Source organism: Streptomyces sp. NPDC020362, assembly GCF_040642095.1.
Classification (GTDB): domain Bacteria; phylum Actinomycetota; class Actinomycetes; order Streptomycetales; family Streptomycetaceae; genus Streptomyces.
On record NZ_JBFAET010000071.1, the window covers coordinates 26,237 to 42,343 of the forward strand.

13 protein-coding genes are annotated in these 16,107 nt (G+C 71.4%); 7 read left to right on the top strand and 6 right to left on the bottom strand.

The annotated features are described in order from the left end of the window. The first annotated feature begins 69 nt into the window (after nt 1–69). Together AB0H32_RS24375 and AB0H32_RS24380 are read left to right on the top strand one after the other, a co-directional pair. A complete protein-coding gene (locus AB0H32_RS24375; RefSeq protein WP_020940795.1) occupies nt 70–645 on the top strand; it encodes a TerD family protein in 576 nt (191 codons plus the stop codon). Between the two features lie 331 nt (nt 646–976). Beyond that, a complete protein-coding gene (locus AB0H32_RS24380) occupies nt 977–1,954 on the top strand; it encodes a hypothetical protein (RefSeq protein ID WP_361124248.1) in 978 nt (325 codons plus the stop codon). A 71-nt stretch (nt 1,955–2,025) separates the two neighbouring features. On the opposite strand, the gene AB0H32_RS24385 is transcribed toward AB0H32_RS24380, so the two are convergent. Together AB0H32_RS24385 and AB0H32_RS24390 are read right to left on the bottom strand one after the other, a co-directional pair. Next, nucleotides 2,026–2,481 carry a hypothetical protein gene (locus AB0H32_RS24385; RefSeq protein WP_361124250.1) on the bottom strand — a complete coding sequence of 152 codons (456 nt, stop codon included), beginning with the start codon at nt 2,479–2,481 and terminating at the stop codon, nt 2,026–2,028. Nucleotides 2,482–2,699: 218 nt separating this feature from the next. Next, nucleotides 2,700–4,094 (bottom strand): M1 family metallopeptidase, encoded by a 1,395-nt coding sequence (locus AB0H32_RS24390; RefSeq protein ID WP_361124252.1) that lies wholly within the window; start codon nt 4,092–4,094, stop codon nt 2,700–2,702. Nucleotides 4,095–4,179: 85 nt separating this feature from the next. Here AB0H32_RS24390 and AB0H32_RS24395 point away from each other — a divergent pair, with 85 nt between their 5' ends. Then, nucleotides 4,180–4,680 carry a hypothetical protein gene (locus AB0H32_RS24395; protein WP_361124271.1) on the top strand — a complete coding sequence of 167 codons (501 nt, stop codon included), beginning with the start codon at nt 4,180–4,182 and terminating at the stop codon, nt 4,678–4,680. Between the two features lie 147 nt (nt 4,681–4,827). Here AB0H32_RS24395 and AB0H32_RS24400 read toward each other — a convergent pair whose 3' ends face one another. Further along, on the bottom strand, nt 4,828–5,520 hold the full coding sequence (locus tag AB0H32_RS24400) for a pentapeptide repeat-containing protein (RefSeq protein ID WP_361124254.1): 693 nt from the start codon (nt 5,518–5,520) through the stop codon (nt 4,828–4,830). A gap of 141 nt (nt 5,521–5,661) precedes the next feature. On the opposite strand from AB0H32_RS24400, the gene AB0H32_RS24405 reads away from it, so the two are divergent. Both AB0H32_RS24405 and AB0H32_RS24410 read left to right on the top strand, forming a co-directional pair. Next, nucleotides 5,662–6,822 (top strand): FAD-dependent oxidoreductase, encoded by a 1,161-nt coding sequence (locus tag AB0H32_RS24405; protein WP_361124256.1) that lies wholly within the window; start codon nt 5,662–5,664, stop codon nt 6,820–6,822. 49 nt (nt 6,823–6,871) lie between these two features. Then, nucleotides 6,872–7,846, top strand: coding sequence for a zinc-binding dehydrogenase (locus AB0H32_RS24410; RefSeq protein ID WP_361124258.1), 975 nt, complete (start codon nt 6,872–6,874; stop codon nt 7,844–7,846). Nucleotides 7,847–8,175: 329 nt separating this feature from the next. Here the strand turns inward: AB0H32_RS24410 and AB0H32_RS24415 are convergent, their stop codons facing one another. The 3 genes from AB0H32_RS24415 to AB0H32_RS24425 all read right to left on the bottom strand — a co-directional run bounded on the left by AB0H32_RS24415 (nt 8,176) and on the right by AB0H32_RS24425 (nt 13,591). Continuing rightward, nucleotides 8,176–11,412: a Tat pathway signal protein gene (locus tag AB0H32_RS24415; RefSeq protein WP_361124260.1), complete on the bottom strand. Its 3,237-nt coding sequence runs from the start codon at nt 11,410–11,412 to the stop codon at nt 8,176–8,178. 98 nt (nt 11,413–11,510) lie between these two features. Beyond that, complete coding sequence (locus AB0H32_RS24420) at nt 11,511–12,917, bottom strand: FAD-binding oxidoreductase (RefSeq protein ID WP_361124262.1); 1,407 nt, start codon at nt 12,915–12,917, stop codon at nt 11,511–11,513. Then, nucleotides 12,914–13,591 (bottom strand): rhomboid-like protein, encoded by a 678-nt coding sequence (locus AB0H32_RS24425; protein WP_361124264.1) that lies wholly within the window; start codon nt 13,589–13,591, stop codon nt 12,914–12,916. The genes AB0H32_RS24420 and AB0H32_RS24425 overlap by 4 nt, the downstream gene beginning before the upstream one ends. Nucleotides 13,592–13,791: 200 nt before the next feature. Here AB0H32_RS24425 and AB0H32_RS24430 point away from each other — a divergent pair, with 200 nt between their 5' ends. Both AB0H32_RS24430 and AB0H32_RS24435 read left to right on the top strand, forming a co-directional pair. Beyond that, entirely contained in the window at nt 13,792–14,889 is a 1,098-nt protein-coding gene (locus tag AB0H32_RS24430) for a right-handed parallel beta-helix repeat-containing protein (protein WP_361124265.1), read from the top strand. A gap of 59 nt (nt 14,890–14,948) precedes the next feature. Then, nucleotides 14,949–15,977 carry a methyltransferase gene (locus AB0H32_RS24435; RefSeq protein ID WP_361124267.1) on the top strand — a complete coding sequence of 343 codons (1,029 nt, stop codon included), beginning with the start codon at nt 14,949–14,951 and terminating at the stop codon, nt 15,975–15,977. Nucleotides 15,978–16,107: the final 130 nt, after the last annotated feature.

Sequence of the window (16,107 nt, forward strand, 5' to 3'; positions counted from 1 at the left end):
CCCCTCGACGTTCTTCCGGGTGACGGTAGCTTCGTCGGCACAGAAACCTAAAGGGAAGGACTCCCAATCATGGCTGTAAGCCTGTCCAAGGGTGGCAACGTCTCGCTCACCAAGGAGGCACCGGGCCTGACCGCCGTCACCGTGGGCCTCGGCTGGGACGTCCGCACCACCACCGGCACGGACTTCGACCTGGACGCCTCCGCCATCGCGGTCAACACGCAGGGCAAGGTCTACTCCGACGCCCACTTCGTCTTCTTCAACAACAAGCAGACCCCGGACAACTCGATCGTCCACACGGGCGACAACCGCACGGGCGAAGGCGCCGGCGACGACGAGGCGATCAACGTCAACCTCGCCGCCCTTCCCGCCGACATCGACAAGATCGTCTTCCCGGTCTCCATCTACGACGCCGAGAACCGCGGCCAGAACTTCGGCCAGGTCCGCAACGCCTACATCCGCATCGTCAACCAGGCCGGCGGCGCCGAGATCGCCCGCTACGACCTGTCCGAGGACGCCGCCACCGAGACGGCCATGGTCTTCGGCGAGCTGTACCGCAACGGCGCGGAGTGGAAGTTCCGCGCCGTGGGCCAGGGCTACGCCTCGGGCCTGGTCGGCATCGCCCAGGACTTCGGCGTGAACGTCTGAGCACACCTGCCCCGGCAGTGAAGCCTCGGAGCCCCCGGCCGTGCGGCCGGGGGCTCCGACGCGTGAAAGACCTTGATCGTCCGGCGTCCGGCCGGGAAACGATCTCTGACAGAATCGGCACTCATGGGTCTGCTCGGGGGGCGACCCGGCGCTTGGGCCGGGCGTGCAGACCGAACTGGATATCGCGTCCTCGCGGACGGACACCGGTGGCCGGCACGGCCACCGTGAGGGCCGTTCCGTGAGTCCGGCACCCGTCTCCCCCGGCCCTGTCCGATGACGTCGGATCGATTTCGGGAAGATGAGAGCGATACGTAAATCCAGGCCACTGTGGGTGGCCGGTGCAGTGCTGATGGCCGTGGTCACGGCCGGGGGATGCAGCAGCTCCTCGGGGGCGGAGAACGGCGATTCGGCGAAGAAGCCCGCCCCGCCCGGCTTTTCGGGTACGGAGCCCTCGATTCCGCCGCTCGTGACGGCGTCGGACGGCGATCCGTCCAAGCCGGTCGATTTCAAGGGCGGCGGTGCGGTCGTCCGGCCGGACGGTTCGATGACCCTGCCATTGGACGCCTATGTCTCCGTGAAGGACGAGAGCACGATCGTCCGCGCCGAGAACGTCCTCGCCCAACGGTGCATGCGCGCCGAGAAACTGGCGCTCCCCAAGGCGCTCATGCCGGCCGGCGGCCCCGAGCCGACGGCCCCTTATGTGATCTACGGCGTGATCGACATGAAAGCCGTCAAGGTCTACGGGTACCGGGAACCGTTCCCCGAGAAGAAGCCCACGGGAGGTGGACCGGCTCCTGACGGCATCACTCCGGCGGTCAAGCGGGCCTATTTCGACGACCCGAAGACCGGCCGACTCGGCTGCGAGGGGAAGGCGCGCAGGGAACTCGGCGGCAAGAACCCGTTGACCTTGTTCGGAGTCGTCCAGCAGCTGAGGTCGCAGACACTGGACGCCACCTTCCAGGACAGCCGGGTCGTGGGCGCCGTCTCCAAGTGGAGTGCCTGCATGAAGAAATCGGGCTACGACTACGACAACCCGCTGGCCCCCGCGCACGACCGGAACCTCCTCGGCAAGGGCCTGCCCGTCCCCAAGGGGGCGACCCTGCCTCCGCCCTCCCCCGCCGAGATCGCGGCCGCCGTCACGGACGTCGAATGCAAGCGGAAGGCCCAGTACCTGCAGACCGCCGCACTGGTTTCCGCCGCCTACGAGCGGGAGATCATCGGGCAGCGGGCGAAGCAGCTGCAGGACGCGCGGCGTACCCAGCGGCAGAAGGTGGAATCGGCCGGGAAAATCATCAGGGCCGGCGTCTGAGAAGCGGTCGCCGATTCAGCACCACGGGAACAGGGCCCGCCGAACATAACGGCGGGCCCTGTGCGTGGACATTACTTCCAGCGCTGGTTGGAGTTGTTGTAGTCGGTGGAGTTGGCGTAGATGCCGCCGTGGCCCTCGTCGTCCAGGATCCAGCCGGTCTGGCGGTTCTTCAGCTTCCAGCCCGACGACGTCGAGATCTCGTACCACCGCTGCCACCAGTTCGTCTGGTCACGCCGGCTGTTGCAGCCCTCGGTGTACACCTGCCGGTAGTAGCCGACGAGGCACATGCCATAGCCGTTGGACTCGTTGTAGCTGCCGTCGCTGTTCGAGGTGTCGTACCACTGGTATTCGGTCTCGTTCACCCCGGGCATGGCCCAGTTGCCCTTGACGGTGCCACCGCTGTTGGCCGTGAGGTAATAGCCGGACTTCTGGTTCTTCCACGTCACCCAGCCGTCCGCGGACGCGGCCACGGACGTGGAGACGAGCAGGGCGGGCACTGCCGTGGCGACCAGGAGCGCCTTGGCCATTTTCCTCTTCACAAAGATCCCCTCCGTCATACGAGTTGCGGGCATGCCGGGATTTCGGGCATGCCAGAGCACCTCGTCGATCCATGATGGTTTTTCAAGATCATCAAGCTGGCCGACTTTAGCACTTGACGATGTCATGCCCACACCTGCGAAATCCCCGGCGTGGCACCCTTATCCGGAAGGGGTCAATCCGAATTCCCCGTCGGCCACTTCTCCGGTCACGGACGGGACGGCCGGCCGTCGCCGTACAGCCAGTCCTTCCAGATCTTCTTGAAGTCCTTGTCCGGGGCCTTCTTCTCGACGTACGCGGTGAAGTCGGCGGTGCTCGCGCTGCCGTGCCGGCGGGAGGCGGCCCAGCCCTGGATGATGTCGTAGAAGGTGTCGTCGCCGACCTTCTGGCGGATCTTCTGCAGGACCATCGCGCCGCGCTCGTAGACGGGACTGTCGGAGATGTGCGCGGCGCTGGAAGGTTTCGCCGGAGGGAAGGCCCACACGGCCTCGTCGTCGTCCTCGTACAGCTCGTCGAAGGTCTTCTGTGCGCTCTTGCCGCCGTGGTCCTCCTTGTACAGCCACTCCGCGTACGTCGCGAAGCCCTCGTTGAGCCACATGTCCCGCCAGGACTTCGGGGTGACCGAGTCGCCGTACCACTGGTGGGCGAGTTCGTGCACGAGCGTGCTGGTGTCGAGCTGGTCGGCCGGGAAGACGGGCCGGTTCTGGGTCTCCAGCGCGTATCCGGCGTCGCCCGGGCGGTCGACGATCGCTCCGGTGGAGGAGAAGGGGTACGGCCCGAAGTTGGTCTCCTCCCAGTCGATGATGTCGGGGATCTTCGCGAGCACCTTGGCGCTCGCCTTGGCCTGGGTCGGGTCGACGGCGGTGATGATCGGCAGGCCGTGCGGGCCCGTGGTGCGCTTGAGGTCGTAGTGGCCGATGGCGACCGTGGCGACGTAGCTCGCCATGGGCTGGGGGGTGTGCCAGGCGAAGGTGGTGCGGCCGCCCTTGGTGTCCTGGCGCGTCAACTCCCCGTTGGAGACGGCCTGGAGGCCCTCCGGGACGGTGACCGTGATGTCGTACGTCGCCTTGTCGGAGGGGTGGTGGTTGCCGGGGAACCAGGCCATGGAACCGACCGGCTCGCCGAGGCCCAGCGCGCCGTCGGCGGTGCGCAGCCAGCCTTCCTCGGAGCCGTCGGGGTCGGTGAGGGTCTTCGGGGTGCCCGAGTAGCGCACGGTGGTGGTGAAGGTCTCGCCGTCGCTGAGGTCGTCGTGGGGGCGGACGGTGAGTTCCTGGCCGGTGCGGTTCCACAGGGCGCGTCTGCCCTCTACATCGACCGAGTCGACGTCCAGCCCGGCGAGGTCGAGGTCGAAGGCGGTCAGGTCCTGGGTGGCGCGGGCGGTGATGACCGCCTTGCCGGTGAGACGGTGGGTGCCGGGGGTGTAGTCGAGGGTGAGGGCGTAGTGGCTGACGTCGTAGCCGCCGTTGCCCGCCTTCGGGAAGTACGGATCGCGCACGCCGGAGCCGCCCGGGGTGCCGTGGACGCCGCCTTCGCACGCGGTGCCGGTGAGGGCGAGGGCGAGCAGGGCGGCGGCGGACGGGACAAGGCGCACGGATCTGGACATGTCAGTGATCTTAGGCGGGCGGTCCGCACCGCGGCAGGGCCGGGCCGCGGCAGGCCGGGCCGGTCGGCGTGACACCATCTCCTGCGTGCTCGACATCGGCTACGCCCTCTCCAACCGCTTCCCGGACCCGCCGCAGACCGACTACCGCCGTGCGGACGTCCACGCGCTGCGGCACGACCTGTTCTGCGGGGACGTCTATCTCGCGGACACCGGGACGGACCGGGAACTGTCCACAGCCTGGGGATGGGTGCCGGTGCTGGACTTCGCGTGGGCGCTGTGCGACATCGCGGAGCAACTGGACCGGGATCCGATGGGCTCCCGTGCCTCCCGGCCGCAGCAGGCCGAGCTGGACTTCACCGAGTCCACCGACCGGATGCTCTTCGAGCGCCGCTTCGGCTGGGTGGACATCGAGGCCGACTGGATGCCCGCCGAGGAGCCGCCGCTCACCTTCTCCCACACCGAACTCCGCCGTGAGGCCCGCGACTTCCTGCACGACCTGCTCGCCGACCTGATCGATCTGCACGAGGACCTGGCGGAGAACCCGGCGATCTGGACGCTTCAGGCCCGCTTTCCGCGGGTGCAGTGAGCCGGGGGCTGGGGCCCCGCCCTCCGGCCCGAACCGCCCGCTCTCCCGCTCCAGCCCCCACTGCCCCGGCCTCCGCTCCGGCCCGCACGACCCCAACCCCCGCCCCGGCCCGCACGACCCGTCCGCAGGCGCCGGACGGGTGCCGCTTCACTCGACCCTGATCCCCAGTTCCCCCGCCAGCACGGGCGCCAGGTCCAGCAGTTGCCCCGTGCTGATCACCGCGCCCGAGAGCCGGTCCAGACCGCGCACGATCTCCAGCGGGGCGGCCCCGCGCAGGTCCACGTCCTTCAGGGTCGCGCCGCCGAAGTCGGCCTCCTTCAGGGCGCAGTCGACGAACTCCACCCGCTCCAGACGGGCACCGGCGAAGTCCGGCTCGACCAGGACGCAGGACTCGAAGACGACGTCCTTGAGGCGGGCCTCGCGGAGATTGAGATAGTCGATCTTGCCGCCCCGGATCACCACCCGCTCCAGGACGGCGCCGTGCAGCTGGGTGCCGCCGAGGCGGGCGTCGATCAACTCGACGTCGCGGAAAGTGGACTCGGCGAGGTTCGTCCCGACGCCCCGCAGGCCGGTGAGGACCGAGTCCAGCACCCGGGCCCGGCCCAGTGCCGTCTCGTCCACCGCGCAGCCCGTCAGCGCACAGTCCATGAAGCGGGCGCCCACGCCGTCCTGACCGGCCAGGTCGGTCTCCCGGAACTCCAGCCCGTCGTAGTCGCCGTCCGGCTCCAACTCCTTGCCCGTCCAGGGCTCCAGGGGCGGCAGCCGCAGCTCCGGCCGCCGTGCCCCCTTCACGTCCGCCCCGCCCGTGCCGCTGCCCTTGCCCGTCGCTCTCCTCGCCATGCCCCCATGCTGCACCCGGCCACTGACAATCCGTCCCGACCTGCGAAATCCGCATCCCCGGCCGGTCGATGTCACATTTCAGGCGGTCGGTGCGGTCGTACTCACGGACCAGGTGAACCGACCCGAGGGGGACCGCATCCCATGCACCGCATCACCGTCGTCGGCGGCGGCTTCGCCGGACTCACCGCCGCGATCACCGCCGCCGAGGCAGGCGCCAAGGTCACCGTGTACGAGGCCCACCGCACCCTGGGCGGCCGGGCCCGCACCGCCGAGGGGCCGTACCGCACGAACGAGGGGCCGCACGCCCTCTACAACGGAGGCCCGCACTGGACCTGGCTCAGGCAGCGGAACCTGATCGGGCCGCTCGCGCCGCTCCCGCCGCTGGAGGCGGCCCGGCTGCGGCTGCGCCACCACGGCGTCCTGCGCCGCACCCCGCCCTTCGCCCTGCTCAAGATGTTGCGGCCAGGCATCGGCCAGGCCCCCGTGGACTCCGACTTCCTGAGCTGGGCGACCGACATCGCGGGCGCGGAGGCCGCCCGGGCGGCGGCGAACTACGCCGCCGTCGCCCTCTTCCACCACGACCCCGGCTCGCTGTCCGCCGCCTTCGTGCAGGAACGCCTGCGCCGGGCCACCAAGCTGCCGCCGGAGGCGCACTACCCGCGCGGCGGCTGGTCGAGCGTCATCGACCGGATGGCCGAACGGGCCTGGAACCTCGGCGTGCGGCTGGAGACGCAGGCGCGGGTCGACGACCTGCCGGCCGACGGGCCCGTGGTCGTCGCCACCTCCCTCGCCGCCGCCCGGCGGCTGCTCGGCGACGACTCGCTGACCTGGCCCAGCGGCCGCACCGTGCTGCTCGACCTCGCGCTGCGCACCCGCCGCGGGGACCCCTTCATCGTCTCCGACCTGGACGCGACCGGCTGGCTGGAACGGTTCAGCGGCCCGGACCGCACCCTCGCGCCCGCCGGTGAGCAACTGGTCCAGGGCCAGATCCCGATCGGCCCGGACGAGACCCGCGCCGACGGGGTCGCCCGCGCCGAGGAGCTGCTCGACCTGGCCTTCGGAGGGTGGCGGGAGCGGGTGACCTGGCGGCGGGCGGCCGTGGCGGACGGCCGTACGGGGGCTGTGGACCGGCCGGGAAGCAGCTGGCGGGACCGGCCCGCCGTGGACCGGGGCGACGGCGTCTACCTCGCGGGCGACCAGGTGGCGGCGCCAGGGGTGCTGGCGGAGGTGTCCTTCAACAGTGCGGTCACCGCGGTGGCCCTGATCCTCGGCCGGTCCGCCCTTGACCTCAAGCATGCTTGAGGTCGAAGAGTTGGCCTCCGAGAACGCACACCTGATCACTGGGGGTCCCATGCATGCCGTTCGCCTGCACGCCTTCGGGCCGGCCGAGAACCTGACCTACGAGGAGACCGCTGATCCGGTCCCGGGCCCGGGTGAGGTGCGGATCGCGGTCGCCGCGGCCGGCGTGCATCTCCTGGACACCGCCCTGCGCGAGGGACAGCGCGGCCCGCTGCCCGCACCGCCCGCGCTGCCCACCGTCCCCGGCCGCGAGGTCGCCGGGGTCGTGGACGCCCTCGGCGACGGCGTGGACGGGGCGTGGCTCGGCAGGCGGGTGGTCGCCCATCTGGGTTTCGCGCCCGGTGGGTACGCCGAACTCGCCGTCACCGGCGCCGATCGTCTGCACGAGATACCGGAGAGCCTGGACTTCGCCGAGGCCGTCGCCGTGATCGGCACGGGGCGTACGGCGCTGGGGATCGTGCAGTTCGCCGAGCCGGGACCGCAGGACGTGGTCGTCGTACCGGCCGCCGCGGGCGGCATCGGCACGCTGCTCGTGCAGTACGCGAAGAACGCCGGTGCCCTGGTGATCGGCCTGGCGGGCGGGCCGGGGAAGACCGCCCGCGTGCGCGCGAACGGCGCCGACCTCGCCGTGGACTACACCGACACCGCCTGGCCGGCCAAGGTCCGCGCCCATCTCGGCGGTCGACCCGCCACCCTCGTCTACGACGGCGTCGGGGGCGCGGTGGCCCGGGAGGCCGTCGCCCTGCTCGGGCCCGGCGGCCGGCACCTCGTCTTCGGCTGGTCGGCGCAGGGCATCGGGGAGGGACAGCAGGGCCATCACGTCGAGGGCGTCTCCGAGTCGGTCCTCGGCCCGGCCATGCTCCAGCGGGCGGGAGGGCTGCGCGCGCTCGAACTGCGCGCCCTCGCCGAGGCCGGCCGGGGCCGCCTGCGCCCCGCCGTCACCCGCTTCCCGCTCTCCGGCGCCGCGGCCGCACACCGCGCACTGCAGACGCGCGGCACGACGGGAAAGGTGGTGCTGGAGCCATGACGCCCCAGGGCGGCGACCCCGCGGACGCGAGAAGGCCACCGTGGTCCCGGAGGGCATCGTGCACGGCTGCACGGTCGCCGTCCGGTGGGCGACCGGCTTGGTGCTCCTGGCCGGACCGGTCGCGGGCCTGATGGTCACGGCCGGGCCGCCCGGGCACGGCGCACGGGCCGGGCAGCGGTACCGGAGTCGGTCGGCCGACCCGCCCGGCCCGGCAGGACCCGCCGGGCCTGCCGGACCCGGCGGGCGTCCCGTGCAGCAGGCCCGGAAATCCGGAGGGGAGGGCAGCCGGCGGCCGCCCTCCCCCATGACCCGGTGCCGGTCCGGCCGGATCAGCCGGTGACCGCCCCGGCCGGTGCGCTCGTCGCCGAGCCGTCCTTGTGGCCGGCGCGGTGGGCGATCACCTTCACGGTGATCTTCTTGCCCTTCTGGGCGGCCTTCAGCACCAGCGAGGACCTGGTCGCCCCGCTGATCGCCCTGCCGTTCGCGTACCACTGGTACGTGTACGAGGTGGCCGCCGGGCTCCAGGTGCCGTCGGACGTCTTCAGCGTCCTGCCCACCTTCGCGGTGCCGCTGATCACCGGTGCCTTGGTGTCCCTGGGCGCGTCTCCCCGGGCGACGGTCACGGCCGGCGAGGTCGCCGCAGCGCCGGACCAGCCGCTCTTGACGGCGGTCACCGTCACGGTGAGCTTCTTGCTCAGCACGGAGGCCGGGAGGGTGTACGACGACGAGGTCGCCCCGGGGATCGCCTTGCCGTCGGCCTTCCACTGGTAGGTGTACGACGACGGGGGCTCCGACCAACTGCCGGTCGAGGCCGTGACCTTGGCGCCGACCTTGGCCGTACCGGTCACCTCGGGCGGGGCCGTGTTCTGCAGCCGGGGCTGCTCGGTCACGGTGAACGAGCCGCGCTGGTACTCGCAGCACCCCGTGAACACACTGATGTTCCAGCTGCCCGGGGCCGCGCCGGTCAGGTCGAGCGTGGCCGTCACCGAGCGGTTGTCGGCGGCGACCGAGTCCGTCTTCGCCCCGATGGTCCGGCCCTCCCGGCTCAGCCGGACCTCCGTGTCCGGGCCGAGCGCGGTGCCGGTGACCGTGAGCCGCACCTTGCGGCCGCTCGCGCCCGTGTCCGGGGAGACCGCCGTGACGGACGTCTTCTCCGTGCCGCACGGCGAGGAGGAGCAGGTCAGCCTGGCGCTGTAGGAGGTGCTGGACGCCTTCTCGGGGAGACCGAGGACGAGCACCGTCGGGGTGGCCGCCGACGACGAGCCGAGCACCGCACAGTCGTAGTCCCCCGAGCTGTGGTACGTGCAACCGTTGTTCCAGGTGGACGTGTTGTACAGCGCGGGCACCGCCGTGGTGGTGGCGCCGGTGGTGTCCTTGACGTCGAAACGGTCGAAGCCGGCGGTCGGCAGTGCTGCGCACACGGCGGTGTGCGACTCGTCGAGCGTGCCGGTGACGGGCCCGTACCCGAACGCGACGGACGGCACCTTGGCGCACTCGGGCGCAGGTCCGTCGGCGGTGGCGATGCGCAGGGCGTCCAGGTGGTACTCGGGCGAGGCCGTCAGGTTCGCCGGGGTCTGGACGAGGACCTGGTGGGTGGTGGAGCCGGTGACCGCGCAGGAGCGGTTGCGGAAGGAGCACTCGGTGCTCCCGTCACCGCCGAGGACGGCGATGTTGGCGGTACCCAGCGGATCCCGGACGTCGACGTGCAGGACGTCGGTGGCCGCGTCGGTGGTGACCTGCGCACAGTTCAGGGTGCCGGGGGCACCGTACGTGCCCTTCACCGACGGTCCGCCCACCTTGGCCGCGGCGGTCCTGGTGCAGCCCGCCGAGCCGGCGGTCGCGGTGACGTCGCGGCGGGTGAGGGTGTAGGCGGCGGCCTGGTCGCGGCCGGTGACCAGCACGGTGTGGGCGCTGCCCGGGGTCAGCGGGCAGAGGGTCCAGCCGCTGGTGGTGGCCGAGCGGTCGCAGACCTTCTTGCCGGTGGAGTCCAGCACCGAGAACTTCGCGGGTACGCCGCCGGAGGTGGCGGTCAGCTGAAGGACCTCCGCGCTCGTGTGGGCGTCGGCCGGGATGCTCAGGCAGTGCGCGAAGACGCCGTCGCCCGTGGTGAGCGTGGCCTTCGCACCGTCGGCGGTGAAGCTGCCGGCGGGCAGGACGGGGCAGTCGTTCGCGGCGTCCGTGCGGTGCAGGGCGACCGCGTACGGGCCGGTCGCGCCCTCGCCGCCGTCCTCGGTGTGGACCAGAGCGCGGAAGGGCGCCGTACCGGTGAGCGCGCAGTCGCCGGTGGACAGGCTCGCGGCGTCGCACTGCTCGGTGCCGTCCCGGTCCAGTACCTCCACGTCGGTGTCCACCCCGGAGGAGGCGAGCGGGGTGAGCGCGGCGATCCGGGCGCCCTGCGGGGCGGACAGGGCCAGGCAGTCGTACTGGCCGACCGTGCTCAACTCGCCCTTGTGCAGCCCGGTCCCGGTCGCCGCGCACCCGGCGTCGGAGGCGCGGTCGAGGACGACGAGACCCTCGCGGGAGCCCGGGTAGGGGTAGGAGCCGTCGAGGATCGCGGTGTACGTGCCGGCGGAGGGCACCCGGCACGGGTCGGTGCCCGACCGGCACACGGTCCTGCCTCCGGCGTCGTACACCCGCACCGGGCCGGTGGAGCGGTCCTCGCCGACGTGGTGGACGGTGTACCGGCCGGCCCTGTCGGCGGTGAAGGTGAAGCAGGGGTCGGTGGTGACGGCCGGGCCGTCCAAGGGCCCGTACGGCCGTACGGGGGCCGGGGTGCAGCCCCGCGGGTCGTTCAGGCGGCGCACGTTCACCGCGTACTCGGCCGGGAAGCCCTTCTCCGTGCGGGTCACCTGGGAGATCACCCGGTAGGGGCCCTTGCCGTCGGCGGGCAGGACACAGCTGTCCTCGCCGTCCTGCGGGAAGTGCGGGCAGATGCGGGCGCCGGTCGCGTCGGTGATCCAGGCGAGGGAGGAGCCGAACGCCTTGGAGCCGTAGGTGAGCCGGATACGCTCACCGGGCTTCGCCTCGAAGGGCCGGCAGTCGACCTCGACGGGGCTCACCGTCGTCCGGCTGTCCACGGGCTGGTCCCAGTCGGTGCCCACGGAATCGGCACAGCCCTGCACGGACGCGAGCGGGACCACCGTCACCGGCGTCTGAGCCGCCGACCAGCCCTGGTTGCGGATGCTGAGCGTGTAGGTGCCCGCCGAAGGCAGGTCGCACCAGCCCTTGACCGCGTACTCATTGTCGTAGCAGTCGAGTTGAGTGCCGTCGGCGGCGGTGACCTGCGGGTACAGGTCGCCGCTGTCGTCCTTCAGGGACACCAGGTGCAGGCCCGGCGCGTCGGCGGTGAGGGTGAAGCAGGCGGTGCCGTCGGCCGGGACGCTCGCCTGGGCGGCGGCGTCACCCGGGTCGCCGAACGGCGCGGGAGCGAGCGGCGCGCACGACGGGCCGTCGGCGCGGGCGGCGCCCGCCCCGGTGAGGGTCAGCAGCGGGACGAGCAGTGAGACGAGGACGGCGGCGGCGGTGAGCCGCCCGGGTCTCACCGCCGTACAGGAGTCGCCGGACAAGGAATCCCCCTTGGATGGTCGGAAGTTGAGGTGATGGTCGCACACAGGTACGACACAGCTTCAACGAGTTTCCAGGGGGCCGGGGGACCCGTGATGCCTCAGTGGCGGCCCGCCACCCGGTCCGCGACCCGGGCCAGGCGCGAGGACTCGGTGCCGGGGTGGAGGCGCTCGCGCTGGTCCGCCGCGCGGTAGGTGGCGTACATGCCCTGCACGCCCAGCCAGCGGAAGGGTTCCGGCTCCCACTTGCGGACCTTGTGGTCGACCCACGGCAGTTCGGTCAGCTCGGTGCGGCCGCCCTGGCCCGAGTCCTGCCGGACGAGGTCGCGCAGGGTGCGGGCGGCCAGGTTGGCGGTGGCGACGCCCGAGCCGACGTAACCGCCCGCCCAGCCGAGGCCCGTGGCCCGGTCGAGGGTGACCGTGGCGCACCAGTCGCGCGGCACGCCGAGGACCCCGGACCAGGCGTGCTCGACGCGCAGACCCGCGAGGGCGGGGAAGAAGCGGGTCAGAATCTCCCGCAGGGCCTCGATCGTCTCGTCCTGGGTACGGCCGTCGTTGTCGGTGCGCGAGCCGAAGCGGTACGGCACCCCGCGCCCGCCGAGCGCGATCCGCCCGTCGGCCGTGCGCTGCGCGTACATGTACGCGTGCGCCATGTCGCCCAGCGTCTCGCGGCCGTCCCAGCCGATCGCCGCCCACTGTTCGTCGGTGAGCGGCTCGGTGGCGATCATCGAGGAGTTCATCGGCAACCAGGTCCGCTTCTGGCCCTTCAGGGAGGCGGTGAAGCCCTCCGTGCAGCGCAGGACGTACGGGGCGCGGACCGTGCCGTACGGCGTCACCGCGTGCTTGGGGCGGATCTCGGTCACCGGTGTCGACTCGTGGACGGTCACGCCGAGCGCCTCCACGGCCGCGGCCAGCCCCTTGACCAGCTTCACCGGGTGGAGCCGGGCGCCGTGCGGGGTCCAGGTCGAGCCGACCGCGCCGGCCACCCTGATCCGCTCGGCGGTCTGCCGGGCGCCGTACAGCTCGCGGTCCGTCTCGCCGTAGGACAGCTCGTGCTCGTGGAACGCCCTGAGCCGGGCGAGCTGTGCGGGTGTGGTCGCCACCTCCAGCACCCCGCCCCGGTGGACATCGGCGTCGATGTCCTCCGCCTCGGTGACCGCGACGACCTCGGCGACGGTGTCGTTCATCGCCTTCTGCAGGCGCACGGCGGCCTCGCGGCCGTGCAGCTTCGCGTACCGGTCACGGCCCGCGATGCCGTTGTACAGCCAGCCGCCGTTGCGGCCGGAGGCGCCGTAGCCGCAGAACTTCTGCTCCAGGACGGTGATCCGCAGGAACGGGGCGGCCTTCTTCAGGTAGTACGCGGTCCACAGCCCCGTGTATCCGCCGCCGACGATCACCACGTCGGCCGTCGCGTCCCCGGGCAGCGGCTCCCGTTCCACCGGGAGGCCGTCGTCCGCGTACCAGAAGGAGATGCCGCCGTTGACGACACTGCTTGCCGAGCTGCTCATGCGCGGACGTTAACCCACAGCGCGGTCAGTGTCTCCTTCGGATTCCATGCTTTTCCGCAGCCTCTGACCAGCGGATAGCACCCCAGCCCGATCAGTACGGACAGGAAGTGCCCGAAGTCGGTGAAGGTGCGGCTGGTGGCGAGCGGGACCGTGTAGAAGGCGAACACGGCCACCAGGTACAGGTAGCGCCAGGGCGGCGCGATCCGGTAGGCGAGCACCGCGATCACACCCGCCAGCGCGTAACTCACCCCGATGTCCAGGGTGTTGACCGCCGAGTGCGGGGCATGACCGTTGCGGATCGCCATGAGCAGGGCCAACTCGCTGATCAGCGTGGCGAGCGCGTGCGCGGCCACGCACACCGCGAGCCAGCGCAGGGTGCCGAGCCAGCGTTCGGCCTGCGCGTGGAAGACCGTGTACAGGACCGCGTACGGCACCCAGTGCCCGCCGTCGATCCACATCGCGCTGGTGATCAGCACCCGGACGGGGTTCCGTGACAGTTCGTGGATGTTGGTGGAGCGCTGGCGCAGGAAGTCCTGCTCGAAGTCCGGCGTCATGTGGTGCAGGGCGACGGTGGTGACGAACAGGATCAGCAGCCAGACGTAGGTGCCCGGGGCGCTGCGGACATAGTCCGTGACCGCCCCGGGCCAACTCCGCAATCGGATGACCCGGTCCACAGACGTCAGTATGGTCGGCAAAGTGATCGGGGTGCCTGGTGGGCCCTCCGCTTCTCACGAGAAATTCAAGGGCTCGACGGGGGCCGCAGGCCGGCCGCCCCGCCGGATGCGCGCGAGGCCGGGGGCTGCGCCGTCTCTGACACGCCACCGGATGGCCTATCCGACCGACGAAGGGATTAATCGGTCATAGCGTACGCGATATGAACAGATGTCACATCGCATACCTTGCGTGCACCGCCGCCCTCGTCGGTACGGGTCTGGGTGCGGCCACCCCCGCGGCGGCCGCCCACACGACCCTGGTGGTCCGCCCGGGAGAATCGATCCAGAAGGCGGTGGACGCCGCACGGACCGGGGACACCGTTCTGGTGCTCGCCGGCACCTACCACGAGAGCGTCGAGATCAGCACTCCCGGTGTGACGCTGCGGGGCATGGGCGCCGCGACGGTGATCGAGCCGGCCGCCACGACGGCCGCGCCGACGGCAGCTGCGAAGGCCGCGCCGAAGGCCGCCGACAGCTGCGCCGAGGGCGGCAACGGCATCTGTGTGGTGGGCACCAAGACCAGGAACGTCGAGAACGTCACGGTCGCCGACCTGGCGGTGACCGGCTTCAGCCGGACCGGCGTCTTCGGCATGGCGACGGACACCATGACCGTACGCAGGGTGTACGCCTACAAGAACGGCGTGTGGGGCATCGCCCAGGAGCGCTCCGTGCACGGGGTCATCCAGGGCAACTACGCCCACGACAACGGCGACGCCGGCATCTTCCTCGCCAACACCGTCAAGGAGGAGGCGGGCGCCTACGACGCCGGGCAGACGCTGGTCGAGCACAACCGCCTGGAGAACAACCGGATCGGCATCACCGTGCGCCGGCTGCGCAACCTCACCGTCCAGGCGAACTACGTCACCGGCAACTGCGCCGGGGTGTTCGTCGTCGGCGACGAGAACCGGCCCAAGGCCGGCGACCTGACCGTGACCGCGAACCGGGTCACCGAGAACAACAAGTCCTGCCCGAAGACGGAGCGGCTGCCCGCGCTGCAGGGCTCCGGCATCGTCCTGACGGGGACCGAGAAGACCCGGGTGACCGGGAACCTGGTCGCCCGCAACGCAGGCACCTCCCCGCTGTCCGGCGGCATCGTGCTCTTCAAGAGCTTCGTCGGCGTGACCAGCGACGCGAACCGTATCGACGAGAACGCGGTGGAGAACAACTCCCCGGCCGACCTCGTGAACACGGACACCGGCAAGAACAACGACTTCGTGCGCAACTCCTGCCGGGCCTCCCAGCCCGCGGGCCTGTGCTGACCGCCCGACCACTGCCCCTGCTGGACCGACGCAGACCGAAGAAAGAGAGAGGGCGGCAGATGAAGTCCGCTGAAACAGCCCCACCGCCACCCATGCGGCTGCGCGAACTCGCGTTCGGCGCGGCCTGTGCCGCCGCAGTCCGGGCCGCCGCCCGGCTGGGCGTGGCCGACGCCCTCGACGGCACCCCGATGACCGTCGAGGACCTCGCGGCCGCAGTGAAGGCCGAACCGAAGCCGCTGCGCCGGCTGCTGCGCGCCCTGTCCTGCTACGGCGTCTTCGCCGAGCAGCAGGACGGCACGTTCGCGCACACCGACATGTCCCGGCTGCTGCGCGAGGACGACCCGAACAGCCTGCGCGCCATCGCCCTGTGGACCACCGAAGCGTGGACCTGGGACGCCTGGCCCCGGCTCGACGAGGCGGTGCGCACCGGCAAGAACGTCGTGGAGGACCTCTACGGCAAGGAGTTCTTCACCTACCTCAACGAGGACGCCCCACAGTCGGCGGACGTCTTCAACCAGGCGATGACCCGCTCCAGCGAGCAGTCGGCACGGGAGGTCGCGGCCCTGCTGGACCTGTCCGCGGCGAAGTCGGTCGCGGACGTCGGCGGCGGCCAGGGACACGTGGTGGCGTGCCTGCTGGACAAGTACCCGGTGATGCAGGGCAGTCTGCTCGACCTGCCCCGGGTGGTCGACAACGCGCTGCCCCGGCTGCGCGAGGGCGGCGACCTCGCTGAGCGCGCGCGGATCGTGCCCGGCGACGTCCGGGAGGCGATCCCAGTCCAGGCCGACGTCTACATCATCAAGAACATCCTGGAGTGGGACGACGAGAGCACGGCCCGGCTGCTGCGCAACGTCGTCGAGGCGGGCGGCCCCGGCACCCGGGTCGTCGTCATCGAGAACCTGGTCGACGACACCCCCTCGATGCGCTTCAGCACCGCCATGGACCTGCTGCTGCTCCTCAACGTCGGCGGGGCCAAGCACACCACCGACTCCATGGTGAGCAGGCTGACCTCGGCGGGCCTGCTGGTGGACGACATCCAACCGGTCAACCCGTATCTGCACGCGTTCGACTGCCACGTGCCCGGGTGACGGGGTACCCGGACACAACACACCGGCCGCCGGGGCCCCCGCCCGGGGGGGCCGGCGGGCCGGGGGGGTGCCCGGGGTGGCGGTGGGGGGAGTAGGGCGCGCCCTCGTTGTATCGGTGTTGCCAGTCGGG